At 72.4% G+C, this 12744-nt stretch carries 10 protein-coding genes; 7 read left to right on the forward strand and 3 right to left on the reverse strand.

The genetic code is table 11. The features are described 5' to 3' along the window. Nucleotides 1–32 precede the first annotated feature (32 nt). From tatA to H576_RS0103065, 7 genes are all read left to right on the forward strand, one after another. Entirely contained in the window at nucleotides 33–263 is a 231-nt protein-coding gene (tatA, locus tag H576_RS0103035) for a twin-arginine translocase TatA/TatE family subunit (RefSeq protein WP_051172092.1), read from the forward strand. A gap of 69 nt (nucleotides 264–332) precedes the next feature. Next, nucleotides 333–1097, forward strand: a complete 765-nt coding sequence (gene tatC / locus H576_RS0103040; protein ID WP_036319067.1) for a twin-arginine translocase subunit TatC — start codon at nucleotides 333–335, stop codon at nucleotides 1095–1097. A gap of 28 nt (nucleotides 1098–1125) precedes the next feature. Beyond that, a complete protein-coding gene (locus H576_RS0103045) occupies nucleotides 1126–3543 on the forward strand; it encodes a DEAD/DEAH box helicase (RefSeq protein ID WP_029149705.1) in 2418 nt (805 codons plus the stop codon). A 136-nt stretch (nucleotides 3544–3679) separates the two neighbouring features. Then, nucleotides 3680–4795 carry an ABC transporter substrate-binding protein gene (locus tag H576_RS0103050; RefSeq protein WP_029149706.1) on the forward strand — a complete coding sequence of 372 codons (1116 nt, stop codon included), beginning with the start codon at nucleotides 3680–3682 and terminating at the stop codon, nucleotides 4793–4795. After that, nucleotides 4792–5721, forward strand: a complete 930-nt coding sequence (locus H576_RS0103055; RefSeq protein WP_029149707.1) for an ABC transporter permease — start codon at nucleotides 4792–4794, stop codon at nucleotides 5719–5721. The genes H576_RS0103050 and H576_RS0103055 overlap by 4 nt, the downstream gene beginning before the upstream one ends. Beyond that, a complete protein-coding gene (locus H576_RS0103060; RefSeq protein WP_029149708.1) occupies nucleotides 5718–6542 on the forward strand; it encodes an ABC transporter permease in 825 nt (274 codons plus the stop codon). Before H576_RS0103055 ends, H576_RS0103060 begins: the two co-directional genes overlap by 4 nt. Continuing rightward, nucleotides 6539–7597: an ABC transporter ATP-binding protein gene (locus H576_RS0103065; protein ID WP_029149709.1), complete on the forward strand. Its 1059-nt coding sequence runs from the start codon at nucleotides 6539–6541 to the stop codon at nucleotides 7595–7597. Before H576_RS0103060 ends, H576_RS0103065 begins: the two co-directional genes overlap by 4 nt. A 27-nt stretch (nucleotides 7598–7624) precedes the next feature. Here the strand turns inward: H576_RS0103065 and H576_RS0103070 are convergent, their stop codons facing one another. The 3 genes from H576_RS0103070 to H576_RS0103080 are packed head-to-tail and all read right to left on the reverse strand — an operon-like array spanning nucleotide 7625 to nucleotide 12639. Further along, nucleotides 7625–9751 carry a molybdopterin oxidoreductase family protein gene (locus H576_RS0103070; protein WP_084502404.1) on the reverse strand — a complete coding sequence of 709 codons (2127 nt, stop codon included), beginning with the start codon at nucleotides 9749–9751 and terminating at the stop codon, nucleotides 7625–7627. Beyond that, a complete protein-coding gene (locus H576_RS0103075; RefSeq protein ID WP_029149711.1) occupies nucleotides 9691–11244 on the reverse strand; it encodes an FAD-dependent oxidoreductase in 1554 nt (517 codons plus the stop codon). Before H576_RS0103075 ends, H576_RS0103070 begins: the two co-directional genes overlap by 61 nt. Before the next feature lie 3 nt (nucleotides 11245–11247). Further along, a complete protein-coding gene (locus H576_RS0103080) occupies nucleotides 11248–12639 on the reverse strand; it encodes an MFS transporter (RefSeq protein ID WP_029149712.1) in 1392 nt (463 codons plus the stop codon). Nucleotides 12640–12744 lie beyond the last annotated feature (105 nt).

Genomic DNA, 12744 nt, shown 5'->3' on the forward strand with positions numbered 1-12744 from the left:
CCCTCAACGACGGAGTCGTCATGTTCGCCAATATGGGTATCTGGCAGATCCTGCTGATCCTCGTCATCGTCCTGCTGATCTTCGGCGCCTCGCGCCTCCCCGCTCTCGCGAAGAGCATGGGCCAGTCGGCCCGCGCCTTCAAGGGCGAGATGAAGCAGATGAAGGAGGAGGACGCCGCCTCCGCCGGAACCGCGACCTCCGAGGCCGTCGACCAGGAGAAGCCGGGCGACGACGCCTCCGCGTCTCCCGACACCACGAAGTAAGCGACCGTGTCCGGCACCCTCCCGAGCGAGGGGCCTGCCGCACCGGCCCAGCCGCCGAACGATCGGCGCATGACGCTGTCGCAGCACCTCAGGGAGCTGCGCAAGCGGCTCACGATCGCGGCCATCGGGCTCGTGGTCGGCATGGTCATCTCGTGGTTCCTCACCGAGGGGATCATCACGTGGCTCACGTACCCCATCGATGAGGTGGCCGATCGCCTCGGCGACGAGAACTTCACGCGGCTCACCTACACGACCGTGACGGGCGCGTTCGACATGCGCCTGCGGATCTCGTTCGTCGCGGGCCTCGTGATCTCATCCCCCGTGTGGCTGTGGCAGATCTGGCGCTTCGTGACGCCGGGCCTCACCCGCAAGGAGTTCTGGTACGCCTTCGGGTTCATGGCGGCCGCGATCCCGCTGTTCCTCGGCGGCGTCGTGCTCGCGATCTTCCTGCTGCCGAACATGATCGTCCTCATGACGTCGTTCGTCCCCGACGACATCGACGGCGTCGCGCAGATGTTCACGGCGCCCGAGTACTACAACTTCGTCTTCCGCGTCCTGACGCTCATCGGCGTCGGCTTCGTCTCGCCCGTCTTCCTCGTCGCGCTGAACCTCGCCGACATCGTGCGGGCCAAGGCGATCCTCAAGGCGTGGCGCTGGGTGCTCGTCGTGTGCCTCGTCTTCGGCATGCTCGCGTCGCCGCCCGCCGACATGGTGACGATGTTCGTCGTCGCCGGCATCATGTACGTGCTCTACTTCCTCGCGACGGGCGTGGCGCTGTTCTTCGACTGGCGCAAGAAGAAGCGCAACCCCGACCTCTTCATCGAATACGCCTGAACCGTCCGGGGAGTGGTGGGATGGGAGCATGACCTCCGTGACGCCCGCCGAAAGCTACGCGGAAGATCGCGAGCGACGCACCCACCCCGTGACGGAGGAGTTCGCGGGGGCCCAGCGCTTCGACCTCGACCCGTTCCAGATCGCCGGGTGCCGGGCGCTCGAGGGGGGATCCTCGGTCCTCGTCGCCGCGCCGACGGGCGCGGGAAAGACGATCGTCGGCGAGTTCGCGATCCACCTCGCGATGCGCACCCCGGGCGAGAAGGCGTTCTACACGACGCCCATGAAGGCGCTCTCGAACCAGAAGTTCCGCGAGCTGCAGGAGGTGTACGGCGCCGACGAGGTGGGCCTCCTGACGGGCGACACCAACGTCAACGCCCACGCCCGCGTCGTCGTGATGACGACCGAGGTCCTGCGCAACATGATCTACGCGGGGTCGAGCGCGCTCGACGGCCTGCGCTACGTCGTGATGGACGAGGTGCATTACCTCGCCGACCGCTTCCGCGGGGCGGTGTGGGAGGAGGTCATCATCCACCTGCCGCAGAGCGTGCGCCTCGTGTCGCTCTCGGCGACGGTGTCGAACGCCGAGGAGTTCGGCGACTGGCTGGGCACCGTCCGGGGCGACACCGAGGTCATCGTCTCCGAGACGCGGCCCGTCCCGCTCGAGCAGCACGTCCTGGCGCGCGGCGACCTCCTTCCCCTTTTCGACGAGACGGGCGGCACGGGATCCGAGGTGAACCGCGACCTGCTGCGGATCGGGCGCGCGCTTCCATCGTCGAACCGGCCCCACCGCGGGCGCCGCAGCCCGCACGCGCAGGGGCGCCCGCCGCGCGCGGGGGCCCGCCTCGACCGGGGCCAGGCGATCGAGCTGCTCGAGGGGCAGAATCTTCTGCCGGCGATCTTCTTCATCTTCAGCCGCGTCGGCTGCGACCAGGCCGTCCAGCAGGTGCGGCGGGCGGGGACCCGCCTCACCGACCGCGACGAGCGCCTGGAGATCCGCGAGATCGTGCGCCAGCGCACAACCTCGCTGCAGGATGAGGACCTCGGCGTGCTCGGCTACTACGAGTGGGCCGAGGATCTCGAGCGCGGGATCGCGTCGCACCACGCGGGGCTCCTGCCCGCGTTCAAGGAGGTCGTCGAGGAGCTCTTCCAGCGCAAGCTCGTGAAGGTCGTCTTCGCGACCGAGACCCTCGCGCTCGGGATCAACATGCCCGCCCGCACCGTCGTGCTCGAGAAGCTCGAGAAGTTCAACGGCGAGGCGCGGGTTCCCATCACGTCGGGGGAGTACACGCAGCTGACGGGGCGCGCGGGCCGCCGGGGGATCGACGTCGAGGGGCACTCGGTCGTGCACTGGACCGACGGGCTCGACCCGCATGCCGTCGCGTCGCTCGCGTCGCGCCGCACGTACCCGCTCAACTCGTCGTTCCGGCCGACCTACAACATGGCCGTGAACCTCATCGACCAGTTCGGCCGCGCCGAGGCGCGCGAGATCCTCGAGTCATCGTTCGCGCAGTTCCAGGCCGACCGCGCCGTCGTGGGCCTCGCCCGCGAGGTGCGCGCCGCCGAGGAGTCGCTCGGCGGCTACCTCGAGGCGATGACGTGCGACAAGGGCGACTTCTCGGAGTACGCCGCCCTCCGGCGCGAGCTCAACGATCTCGAGAAGAAGAGCCGCAAGGACGTCACGGCGTCGAAGGCGCGGCAGGAGCAGCGCCGGCAGCAGATGGCCCAGCTGCGCAAGCGCATGCAGCGCCACCCCTGCCACCAGTGCAACGACCGCGAGCAGCACGCGCGCTGGGGCGAGCGCTACTACAAGCTCAAGCGGCAGACCGATAAGCTGCGCCGCCAGATCGAGGGCCGCACGGGAACCGTCGCGCGCCAGTTCGACCGGATCGTCGAGGTGCTCGAGACCCTTGACTACGTCCGCACCGACGGCGACGCCGCGGAGCTCACCGACGAGGGCCGCACGATGAAGCGGATCTACGGCGAGCGCGATCTGCTCGTCGCCGAGGCGCTGCGGCTCGGCCTGTGGCAGAAGCTCGATGCGCCGTCGCTCGCGGCGCTCGCCTGCTCGCTCGTGTACGAGCCGCGCCGCGGGGCCGACCAGGGCGGCGACTACGCGCTGCCGCGGGGCGCGTTCCGCGAGGCGCTCGACCAGACGGAGCGGTTGTGGGCCGAGCTCGACGACCTCGAGCAGGATCACCGCCTGCCCGGGACGGCGCCGCTCGCGCCCGGCCTCTCTGCCGCGATGCACATGTGGGCGCGCGGCCAGCTGCTCGATCGGGTCCTCGGATCCGCCGACATGGCGGCGGGCGACTTCGTGCGCTGGGCGAAGCAGACGATCGACCTGCTCGACCAGATCTCGCTCGTCGCGTCGGGCGACCTCGCCCGCACGGCGCGCCGCGCGCTCGACGCCGTGCGGCGCGGGATCGTCGCGTACTCCGGCGTCTGACGACACCGTCCGTTCACCGTCCGGAGGGGCGGCCGTTCACCGGGCGTCCCTAGATTTCGGGAGGCCCGTTCCCCTGGCGGGCCGTCTCGTGCGATGCCCGGCCGTGCCGCGGCGTCGCCCCTTCGGAAGGACCCGAATGCTCCGCCGTGCCCTGCTTCCCGCCTCCCTCCTCGCCGTGTCGGCGCTCGTCCTCGCGGGCTGCTCCTCGGACCCGTCGACCGACGCCGCGTCGAGCGACGCCGCGTCCGCGACCTCCCTGTCGGACTTCGGCTCGTTCTCCGACCTCGAGGAGGCCGCGAAGGCCGAGGGCGCGCTCAACGTCATCGCGCTGCCGCGCGACTGGGCGAACTACGGCGCGATCCTCGACCTGTTCGCCGAGAAGTACCCCGAGATCGAGATCACCGAGCAGTCGCCCGACGTGTCGAGCGCCGAGGAGATCCAGGCCGCCGAGACCAACGCGGGCCTCGACACCGCTCCCGACGTGTTCGACCTCGGTCTCGCGGTCGCGCTCGAGAGCACCGACCAGTTCGCGCCGTACCAGGTGCAGACCTGGGACGAGATCCCCGACGCCCTCAAGGAGTCGACCGGCCTGTTCGTCGGCGACTACGGCGGATACATGTCGATCGGCTACGACTCGTCGAAGTTCCCCGAGATCACGTCGCTCGACGACCTGCTCGGCTCGGACTTCTCGGGATCCGTCGCGCTCAACGGCGACCCGACCCAGGCGGGCGCGGCGTTCGCGGGCGTGGGCCTCGCGACCCTCCAGTCGGGCGGGGACCTCGACGACTTCCAGCCCGGGATCGACTTCTTCCAGGAGCTCAACGCGGCGGGCAACTTCCTCAAGGTCGACGTGACGCCCGCGACGATCGAGAGCGGCGAGACCCCCGTCGTCTTCGACTGGGACTACCTCAACGCGACGCACACGGCTGACAACGACGACTGGAAGGTCGTCGTGTTCGACGACCTCGGCTACGCCGGCTACTACAACCAGGCGATCAACAAGGACGCGGCGCACCCCGCGGCGGCGCGCCTCTGGCAGGAGTTCCTGTACAGCGACAAGGTGCAGAACCTGTGGCTCGCGGGCGGCGCCCGCCCCGTGCGCATGGACGCGATGACCGAGGCCGGCACGATCGACGCCGACCTGGCGTCGGCGCTCCCCGCGACCCCGGCCGAGACCCTCGTCCCGACCGAGGAGCAGAGCTCCGCGGCCGGCGAGCTGCTCGGCTCCGAGTGGGCCGCGGCCATCCAGTGACGTCCGCCGCTCTTCCGGTCGCGGCCCCCGCGCGCTCGGGGGCCGCGACCGGCGGGGCGCCCGCCCCGAGGCGACGGCTCTCGGCGCTGTTCTCCTGGCTCGGCCTCGCCCCGTTCGCCGCGTACATCCTGCTGTTCCTCGTCGTCCCGACGGTGCTCGCCCTCGTCTCGGGGCTGTTCGACGCCGACGGGGCGCTGACCGTCGACAATCTCACGGCGCTCGCCGACCCCGTCATCGTGCAGGCCTTCGCGAGCACGATCGGGGTCTCGGCCCTCACAGCCGTCATCGGAGCGATCGTCGGCGCGCTCGTCTGCTACGCCCTCCTCGGGCTCTCCGAGAGCAGCGCGGTGCGCCGCGCCGTCGACGCCGCCTCGGGCGTGCTCGCGCAGTTCGGCGGCGTCATGCTCGCGTTCATCTTCATCGCGACGATCGGCCAGCAGGGGATCCTCCGGGTCGTCCTGCAGGACGCGTTCGGCCTCGACATCTACGCGGGCGGCATGTGGCTGTACGACCTGCCCGGCCTCGTCGCCCCGTACCTCTACTTCCAGATCCCGCTCATGGTCATCACGTTCATGCCCGCCCTCTCGGCCCTGAGGCCGCAGTGGGCCGAGGCGAACCTGACGCTGGGCGGCACGCGCGCGAGCTTCTGGGCCCACGTCGGGATCCCCGTTCTCGCGCCGTCGTTCCTCGCGAGCCTCCTGCTCCTGTTCGCCAACGCGTTCTCGTCGTACGCGACCGCCGCGGCGCTCGTGAGCCAGGGCGCGCCGATCGTGCCCCTGCAGATCCGGGCGGCCCTCACGAGCGAGACCGTGCTCGGCCGGGAGAACCTCGCGGGCGCCCTCGCCGTCGGCATGATCCTCGTCGTCGCCCTCGTCATGTGGGGCTACTCGGCGATCCAGCGCCGCGCGGCGCGGTGGCAGCGATGAGCGCCGGCCCCCTCGCCCCCTCGCGCGCCGTGCGCTGGGTCATCGGCGTCGTCGTCGGCCTGTTCTTCCTCGTGCCGCTCGTCGCGACGCTGCTCTACACGCTGCGCGACGGCGACGGCTATTCGGGTGCGAACTGGGCGCGGCTCCTCGACCCCGCGTCCGCGAGCACGCTCAAGCCGCTGTGGACGGGCCTCGGCAACTCGCTCGTCCTGGTGCTCGTCACCGTGATCATCGTCCTCGTGCTGTTCGCGCCCACGATCATCCTCGTGAACCTCCGGTTCCCGCGCCTCAAGCGCGCGTTCGAGTTCGTGGCGCTTCTGCCCATCTCGATCCCCGCGATCGTGCTGGTCGTCGGGCTCGCTCCCGTCTACCTCCAGGTGTCGCGCACGCTCGGGACGGGCGCGTGGACGCTCGCGTTCGCCTACGGGGTCACGGTGCTCCCCTTCGCGTATCGCGCGATCCAGGCGTCGGTCGACGCGATCGACCTGCGCACCCTCACGGAGGCGGCGCGCTCCCTCGGCGCCGGGTGGATCACGGTCGTCCTGCGCGTTCTCGCCCCGAACCTCCGGCAGGGCCTGCTGGCCGCCGCGCTCATCTCGGTCGCCGTCGTGCTCGGCGAGTTCACGATCGCGTCGCTCCTCAACAGGCAGGTCCTCCAGACGGCGATGATCGTCGTCAGCAAACAGGACGTCTACGCGCCCGCGATCTTCACCCTGCTCGCGCTCGCGCTCGCGTTCGTGTTCGTCCTGCTCCTCATCATCGGCGGGGCGGGCGGCGGCACGGCCGCGCGGCGCCCCCTCAGGAAGGCCAGGAAACGATGACTTCGGTCGACACCACCACGCCGCGCGCGTCGGCGGCCCCGGGGACGCGCGTGGAGTTCCGCGGCGTCGTCAAGGACTACGGTGCGACGCGGGTCCTGCACGGCATCGATCTCGACATCCGGCCCGGCGAGTTCGTGTCGCTGCTCGGCCCGTCGGGCTGCGGCAAGACGACCGCGCTGCGCGTCCTCGCGGGCCTCGAGCAGTCGAGCGGCGGACCCGTCATGCTCGGCGGCCGCGACGTGTCGGGCACGCCCACGAACAAGCGGGACATCGGCATGGTGTTCCAGGCCTACTCGCTCTTCCCGCACCTGCGGGTCGGCGACAACACGGCCTTCGGGCTGCGGCGTCGCGGCGTCGCCCGCGCCGAGGCCGCCCGGCGCGCCGGCGACGCGCTCGAGCTCGTGGGGCTCGGGCACCTCGCCGACCGCTTCCCGCACGAGCTCTCGGGCGGCCAGCAGCAGCGCGTCGCGCTCGCGCGGGCGCTCGTGACGGAGCCGAGCGTCCTGCTGCTCGACGAGCCGCTCTCGGCGCTCGACGCGAAGGTGCGCGTCCAGCTGCGCGACGAGATCCGCCGCATCCAGCTGCGCCTCGGCATCACGACGGTGTTCGTGACGCACGACCAGGAGGAGGCGCTCGCGGTCTCCGACCGCGTCGCGGTCATGGACGCGGGCCGCATCGAGCAGATCGGCACGCCCGAGGAGCTGTACCGGCGCCCCGCCACGGCGAACGTCGCGGCGTTCGTCGGCCTGTCCTCTCTCGTCCCCGTCACGGTCTCGTCCGGCGCGGCGGAGGTGCTCGGCACGCGCGTCCCCGTCGTGGGCGACGAGCCCGACGGCCCCGCCGAGGCGTTCGTCCGCCCCGAGAACCTGCGGCTCGGGGGCCCCGTGCCCGCCGTCGTGCGCGAGTCGACGTTCCTCGGATCGCTCCGGCGCACGCGCCTCGAGGCCGAGGGCGGAGTCGAGCTCACGGTGCAGCACGCGGCCGCCGACGCCGTCGCCCCGGGCGACCGCGTGACGGTCGGGGTCGAACCGGTTCCCGTCGTCGTGCGCCGCTGATCCGGGGCGGGGAACCCCCGCCCCGGATCAGGCCGGCGTCACCGTCACGACGGCGTTCTTGAACTCGGGCATCGACGAGTGCGGGTCGGTCCTCGCACTCGTCAGGATGTTGGCGCTCTCCGAGCCCGCGTAGTGGAACGGCAGGAAGACGGTGTCGGCGCGGATGTCGGGAGAGAGCTCGACGTCGGCCTCGACGGACCCGCGGGCGTTCGCGAGGCGGATCCGCGATCCCGCCGCGATGCCCCTGTCGCCCGCCGTCGCAGGGTGGATCTGCGCCACGAGGCGCGGGGCGAGGTCGTTGAGCTCGCCGACGCGACGGGTCTGCGCGCCCGACTGGTAGTGGCCGAGGAGCCGCCCCGTGATGAGGCTCATCTCGGATCCGCGGGGCGTCTCGGGGCGCCGCGCGCGCACGGCGACGAGGCGCGCGCGCCCGTCGTCGTGCGCGAAGCGCTCGCGGAACAGGTGCGGCGTTCCGGCCGAGCCCGCGGGATACGGCCAGTGCGCCGCGACGCCCGTGTCGAGCAGTGCGTGCGAGAGGCCCGAGTAGTCGCTGAGGCCGCCCGCCGAGGCCCGCGCGAGCTCGTCGAAGACCTCGGACGGGTCGGTCGACCAGGTGCCGGGCGCCCCGAGACGGCGCGTGAGCTCGGCGAGGATCCACAGCTCGCTGCGCGCGCCCGCGGGAGGCTCGGCGGCGCGGCGGCGGCGGATCACGCGCCCCTCGAGGTTCGTCATGGTGCCCTCTTCCTCGGCCCACTGCAGGACCGGGAGCACGATGTCGGCGAGCTCGGCCGTCTCGGAGAGGAAGAAGTCGCTCACCACGAGCAGGTCGAGCCGGCCGAGGGCCGAGCGCACGCGCGAGACGTCGGGCGCCGAGACGACGACGTTCGAGCCGTGCACGAACAGGGCGCGGACGCCGCCGTCCGCGCCGCACCGCTCGAGCAGCTGCACGGCGGGGAGGCCGGGCCCCGGGATCGACGCGGGGTCGACGCCCCACACACGGGCGACGTGCGCGCGGGCGGCGGGGTCGGTGATCTTGCGGTAGCCGGGGAGCTGGTCGCTCTTCTGCCCGTGCTCGCGCCCGCCCTGGCCGTTGCCCTGGCCCGTGAGGGTTCCGTATCCCGAGCCCTCGCGGCCGACGAGGCCGAGGAGGAGAGCGACGTTGATCGCGGCGGTCGCGGTGTCGGTGCCGTCGGCGTGCTGCTCGACGCCGCGCCCCGTGAGCACGTACGCGCTGCGCGCGCCCGCGAGCAGGTGCGCGACCGCCCGGATCTGCTCGGCGGGCACGCCCGTCACCTCGGCCGTGCGCGCGGGCCACCACGGCGAGACCGAGCGCTTGAGGGCCGCGAGCCCCACCGTCCGATCGGCGACGTAGCTCTCGTCGACGAGGCCCTCGGCGACGATGACGTGCGCGATGCCGAGGAGCAGCGCGAGGTCGGTCCCGGGGACGGGCTGCACGTGGATCCCCGCGCCGTCCTCCGTGAGCCGTGCGGTCGTCGAGCGCCGCGGGTCGACGACGACGAGCCCGCCGCGGCCGCGCGCGCCCTGCAGATGCTGCACGAACGGCGGCATCGTGTCGCCCATGTTCGACCCGAGCACGAGGATCGCCTCGGCGGTGTCGAGGTCGGCGAGGGGGAAGGGGAGTCCGCGGTCGAGCCCGAACGCGCGGTTCGCGGCCGCCGCGGCCGACGACATGCAGAAGCGCCCGTTGTAGTCGATGAGCCGCGTGCCGAAGCCGATGCGCGCGAACTTCCCGAGCTGGTACGCCTTCTCGTTCGTGAGCCCGCCGCCGCCGAACACGCCGATCGCGTCGGGCCCGCTCTCGGCCCGGAGCCGGACGACCTCGGCCGCGATCCGGTCGAGCGCCTCCTCCCACGAGGCCTCGCCGAGGGATCCGTCGGGGCGCCGCATGAGCGGGGTCGTGAGGCGATCGCCGCGCCCGAGGAGCTCTGCCGAGGTCCACCCCTTGCGACAGAGGCCGCCGCGGTTCGTGGGGAAGTCGCGGCCCGCGACCGAGACCGGCAGGCGCTCTCCCGGCGTCGGCTCGAGCGTCATGGCACACTGCAGCGCGCAGTACGGGCAGTGGGTCGCCGCGCTCACGCCGCGACCTCGAGCTGCTGGAGCATCTCGCCGATGCGAGCGCGGCACCCGCCGCATCCCGTGCCGGCGCGGGTGCAGCGGCCGACGTCCTCGACCGTCGTGCACTCGTGCTCCGCGACGGCGTCCTCGATCGCGCCCGCCGTGACGGCGTTGCACATGCAGACCATGGCGTCGCGACCCTCGGCGCGGGGGGCGCTCGCCTCGGCGGCGTCGAGGCGGAGGAGCAGCGACCGGTCGCTCGGCAGCTCCCCGCGGCGCTGATAGAGGACGGACAGCTCGGCGGCGGCGCGCGGCATCCCGACGGCGACGAAGCCGTCGAGCACCCCTCCCGTCGTCTGCATCTTCACGTAGGTGCCGTGCTGCGGGTCGGCCCACATCGCGATCTCCGCGGGTTCCTCGCCGTGCGCGGCGGGGGCGAACGGATCGCCCTGCACGTCGCCGGCCGACACGAGGTCGACTTGGCTCGCCTTCACGAGGACGACGCCCGGGGCCTCTTCGCGGAACGGCTCGGTGTCGGCCCCGTCGAGCTCGGCCGTGATCGCGGCGGCGAGCCACTCCGCCTGGCGCCACCCGGGTCCGATGAGGCCCGACGGGCCGCCGGGCACGCGCTTCTCCTCGCCGTGCACGGCGGGGTCGGCGATGTGGGCGACGTCGCCGATCGCGTGGATGCGCGGGTCGGTCCACGAGCGCAGCCGCTCGTCGACGAGCACGCCGCGGCCCGTGCGCAGCCCGGCCCCCTCGGCGAGCTCGGCGCGCGGCTGCACCCCGCACGAGAGGACGAGGAGATCCCCGTCGATGCGCTTGCCGTCGCCCGAGACGAGCGCCTCGAAGCGGCGGACCCCGCCCTGTTCGCGGGCGACGATCGCCTCGGCGCGCGTGTGGGGGACGACCGTGACGCCCGACGCGGCGAGGGCGCCGGCGAGCACGTGCGCCGCCCCGCGGTCGAGCTGTCGCGGCATGGGGATGGGGCCGAAGTGCGCGATATGGGGGATCGCTCCCGCCTGCGCGAGGATCAGGGCGAGCTCGATCCCGAGGACCCCCGCCCCGAGGACGACGACGCGCCCTCCGGCCTCGACGACGCGGGCGACCCGCTCGGCGTCGTCGATCGAGCGCAGCACGACGACGCCCTCGGTGAGGGTCTCGTCGTGTCCCGACGCGTCGCGCCCCGTGAGCTCCAGCCCGTCGAGCCGCGGGACGTTCGCGCGGGCTCCCGTCGCGATGACGACCCGGTCGAAGGGGACCCGGGATCCGTCGTCGAGCTCCACGGCGGATCCCTCCCGGTCGATGCGCACGGCGCGGCGGCCCATCACGATGCGGACGCCCGCGGCGCGCAGCTCGTCGGGATCGGCGATCACGAGGTCGTCGCGCACCGCCTCGCCCGCCGCGTACTCGGCGATGAGGATCCGGTTGTACGGGGCATGCGTCTCGGCGCCGACGATCGTCAGCTCGACGCGGCCCGCGTCGACCTCGGGCAGGATCTCCTCGGCGAAGCGCACGGCCGTGGGGCCGAAGCCGATGACGGCGATGCGCATGGCGGGGCGGTTCTCCATCGGTCAGACGATACGGCGGTCGAGCGAGGCGCGCGGCACGAGGTAGACGACGGCGGTGAGGACCGCCATCCCGGCGTAGAGCGCGACGAAGGCCCAGAACGCGGCCGTGTACGCGCCCGTCGCCGACTGCGACGCGTTGAGCACCTGCGGGATGAGGAAGCCGCCGTACGCCCCGATCGCCGCGATGATGCCGGTCGCGGCGGCGGCCTGGCGCTGCGTCGAGACGCCGTGCTCCTCGCCTGCCTTCGCCGCGCCGCGCGCCGCGAAGATCGACGGGATCATGCGGTAGGTCGCCCCGTTGCCGATGCCCGTCGCGCAGAACAGGACGAGGAACAGGCCGAGGAAGAGCCAGAAGCTGCCGAGGGGCAGGGTCGCGACCACCGCGATCGTCGCGGCGATCATGACGGCGAACGAGACGATCGTCATGCGGGCGCCGCCGATCCGGTCGGCGAGCCTGCCGCCGTAGGGACGGGCGAGCGAGCCGACGAGGGCGCCGAGGAAGGCGAGCGAGAGCGCCGCGGTGCCGATGTGGAACTCCGAGAAGTCGGGGAACTGGTCGCGGATCAGCTTGGGGAAGACGCCCGCGAAGCCGATGAAGGAGCCGAAGGTGCCGATGTAGAGGACGGCCATGATCCAGAGGTGCGGCTCGCGGAGCGCCGCGGCGACGCCCGCGAAGTCGCTGCGCGCCGTCGAGATGTTGTCCATCGCCATCCACGCCCCGACGATCGCGACGACGATCAGCGGGATCCACACGAAGCCCGCGAGGCCGAGGTTCAGGGTCCCCGCTGCGCCGAGCGTCACGACGATGGGGACGAGGAGCTGCGCGACGGCGGCGCCGAGGTTGCCGCCCGCGGCGTTGAGCCCGAGCGCCCAGCCCTTCTCCTTCTGCGGGAAGAAGTAGGTGATGTTCGCCATCGAGCTCGCGAAGTTGCCGCCGCCGACGCCGCTCAGGGCCGCGATCACGAGGAGCAGCCAGAACGTCGCCTCGGGGTGCTGGACGACGATGCCGAGGAGGATCGCCGGGACGAGGAGGAGGCAGGCCGAGACGATCGTCCAGTTGCGGCCGCCGAAGCGGGCGACCGCGAAGGTGTAGGGGAAGCGCAGCGTCGCGCCCACGAGGGTCGGAACCGAGATGAGCCAGAACTGCTCGCTCGCCGAGATCGCGAAGCCCGCGTCGGGGAGCATCACGACGACGATGCTCCAGAGCTGCCAGACGACGAAGCCGAGGAACTCGGCGAAGATCGACCAGCCGAGGTTGCGCTTCGCGATCCGCCGCCCGTCCGCCGCCCACTGCGCGGGATCCTCGGCGTTCCAGCCGTCGATCCAGCGGCCGGGCCGCGTCGTGAGCGCGGTGCTCGCGGGGGTGGTGCTCGTGGTGCTCACAGTCGAGGCCATGGGCCTGCCCTTCGAGAGGTGTCGTCACGGATACCGGCGACGGTACGGGCGGGGTGTTTCCGGGGGCGCGGCCCCGCGGTTGCCGCCCCGTCACCGTCCGATCAC

The sequence above is a fragment of the Microbacterium indicum DSM 19969 genome (genome assembly GCF_000422385.1).
Taxonomy (GTDB): Bacteria; Actinomycetota; Actinomycetes; order Actinomycetales; family Microbacteriaceae; genus Microbacterium; species Microbacterium indicum.